Raw genomic sequence first — 3,097 nt, 5'->3', positions numbered from 1 at the left:
CCCACAGCTTCGCCGCGCCCTTGCCGAACCAGTGCGGACGTAGAATTTCAAAAAATTGCTTTAGCGTTTTCAAATTTTCTCTTTAAATTTTAAAATTTAGCGCCGGTTACAGCGAGATCGCGGGATTAAATTTGATCCCGCAGGCTCGCGAGCGGATTTATGCTCGCAAGCCTGCGCGTTTAATTTGCTTGGAATTTCGCGAGATTAAATTTATCGCCCTCGCCCGCATCGCTTGCAATCGCTCGCGCTAATCAATCGTTAATCAACCAAATCGCGAGTTAAATTTTGATTCCGCGGCTTCGTTTAAATTTTGCCCGCCTCGCCATGCGCGGATTACGATAAATTTAGCTCACGCGCCTTTGCGTACTCGCTCCGCTCGCAGCTTTGCAAGTACAAAATCCGTGCGAACGAATGCAAAATTTAACTGCGCAGCATTATTCGCGCAAAACCTGTCTGCAGACTTCGGCGCACTGGATTGCTCAAGCTTAATGAGCGCCGATCAACTCATACCTTCATGCAAGCCCCGCTGCGCTCGCATTGACACTAACCCGTGCGATCTGAGAGCATAAAGATTTGCGAATACGACTTACTCGCAAATTTTATGCATCCCGCCCAAAGCAAGGCGCGGGCAGACTTTGAGCAAAACGGCGCCTTAATATTTATAATTAAACGTCAGCATAAAATTCCGCGGCTCGCCGTAGTAGTTGTTTTGTCCCGCTACTCTGTTATTTTGATTGATAAAGTAGCGCTTGTCGGTTATGTTTTTTACCGATAAATTTAAACTAAAATGCTCATTGTATTCATACGCAGCGTTGGCGTCCCATATCGTGTAGCCGCCCTGTACGGGGATGTCGTTAGCGGGGTAATAAGCGCCCGTCGAGATACTGCGCCTGGTATATTGGTTGTCGGTCTTGCTCTGATAGCGAAATCCGGCGCCCAAAGTGATCTTTTGCTGCGCTACGAGCGGAATTTCGTAGCTGCTGTAGAGCTTAAACATACGCTTAGGGATCCAAGGCTTGGCATTGGCACCCTTGCGGTAATCGACGTTGCTTAGCGCCGCAAAACGCCTCTCGTCCTTCATATACTCGCTTTTATTGTAGGTGTAGCCTCCGAATACTTTCCACTCGTCGGTAATTGCACCGTTTGCTTCTATGTCAAAGCCTCTGGATCTGACTTTGCCGCTAGCTACCGATCTGCTTAGACCCGTAGCGTCGTAATAATCGTAGTCGGTGACGGCTCTATTTTCCTGCATGATCTGAAAGAAAGCCACGGTCGTATTTAGCGCGCCGTCGAAAAATTCCGACTTCACGCCCACTTCGGCGTTATAGCCTACGATCGGCTCTAGAATTTTTTCGTTTCTATCCCTAGCGGTTTGAGGTTTATAAATTTCGGCATAGCTCGCATATAGCGAATGATCTCTCGAAAAATCCCACGTAAGCCCCGCGTAAGGCGTGATCTTGTGTTTTTTAACGATATAGTCTTCGCTGTGGCGGCCCGTGCGATAGTTATCCGTAGCGCTTTCTCGCTTTAGCCTTGAATATCTGCCACCTACGAGCAGATGCCAATCATCGTTAAAATTATATCTCGTGCCCATTGCAACCATCTGCTGATAAATTTTAATCGTGTAGTAAAGATTGTAGCAGCGGGTTCCAAGCGCGCATAGCGCGGTCGTATCATTCCAATTAGGCTCGTTGTTTATAAGCCCCTTATTAAAGCTCTCATACGTCAATCCCGCTGCGCCGCCGTAAACGTCTCTATCGTGCTGCGTAAATCTCTCCTTCGACGCAGTAGCGTTTATGAAAAAATCATGGCTTTGCCCAAACAATTCATAGCCGATATCGCTACCTACCTGAAAGCTTAGTTCTTTACTGCCGTTGTCGTATCTGTCATAGCTTATGTATCTACTCGCAGGATCCCTACCCACTCCGTGCCAGCCGCCGAATTTCAACAAGCTCTCGCTGTGAGTATAGTTTAGTTTGGCGTAAGCCTTGATATTATCGCTAAATTTATGATTTAGTTCCAAAAACGTATTATATTTTTCATAAACCGACCTGCTCCAATCCGATATAAAGGTCGTTCTTTTGCTTAAATTTAACGCGTTGCCGTCCTTGCCCACTACAGGAATGCCAAAAGGATCATAAACGCTTCTTGTCTTTTGATAGATCACACCGGCTAAAATTTCGCTAAAATCTCCGAGATCAGCTCCCACCATCGCCGATGCCGCGCCGCGTTCGGTATTTTGCAAATCTCTAAAGGAGCCCTCCTTGCCGCTTACGCCGATGAGCCGTCCTCGGAGCGAGCCGCTTTCGTTTAAGCCACCCGTCACGTCCACGCTGCCGCGATAATAATCATAACTGCCCGCACTTAGCGATAAATTCGCTCCGAGCTCTTTTTGAGGGCGCTTCCTTACTAAATTTATAGTTCCGCCGGGCTCGCCGTTGCTCTGCGTAAGACCCGCTACGCCGCGCAAAACCTCGACGCGGTCATAAAATGCAAGATCGGTGTGCTCCTTAGACTGCCCGTAAAGCCCCTGCGCTGCAAGCGCAGTCGTGGATTGCATGCCGTCCTCTTGGATATTGTCGATATTAAAACCACGCGATATCGGCAAACTCATACCAAATCTGCTGGTAGCGGTAATGCCGGGTACGTAATTTAGTGCGTCATCGACCTTTGTAAGGCTCAAATCCTTTATGAGCTGATCGGGTACAACGGAGACGGTTTGGGGCGTCTGGCGAATGCTTAGATCAAGACCGGTGGCGGTGTTCATATTATCGGTCGTATACATACCGGTGCCTTCGGTTGTCAATAGATCGGCCTTGCCCGTGACGTTTATGGTGCCAAAATCATCGCCGTCTGCGCTTTGCGGCGTAGAATTTTCTGCGCTACCACTTTGCGACGTGGAATTTACGACGGTAGAACTCGCTGGCTTTTGCGTAGAGTTTTTCGGCGCCGCATTATTGGCGGCGAAATATGAAGCAGACGGCGCGGAGCTCTGCGATGCAGCGTTTGGGCGCGAGCTTTCATTTTGTGCTGCGGCGAGCCAAAACGGCGAGCAAAGTAGCGCAAAAGAAAGTAAAATTTTACCCTTTTTCATAAA

General features: G+C 48.4%; 1 protein-coding gene. It reads right to left on the bottom strand.

Going from position 1 to position 3,097, the window contains the following annotated elements:
- Positions 1-652: 652 nt before the first annotated feature.
- The coding region (locus Q0140_RS01060) for a TonB-dependent siderophore receptor (RefSeq protein ID WP_366112817.1) at positions 653-3,097 on the bottom strand (2,445 nt) is incomplete at its 5' end.

This window comes from uncultured Campylobacter sp. (assembly GCF_938045405.1).
In the GTDB taxonomy this organism is placed as follows: domain Bacteria; phylum Campylobacterota; class Campylobacteria; order Campylobacterales; family Campylobacteraceae; genus Campylobacter_B.
This window is presented reverse-complemented; position numbering and strand designations above follow the sequence as displayed.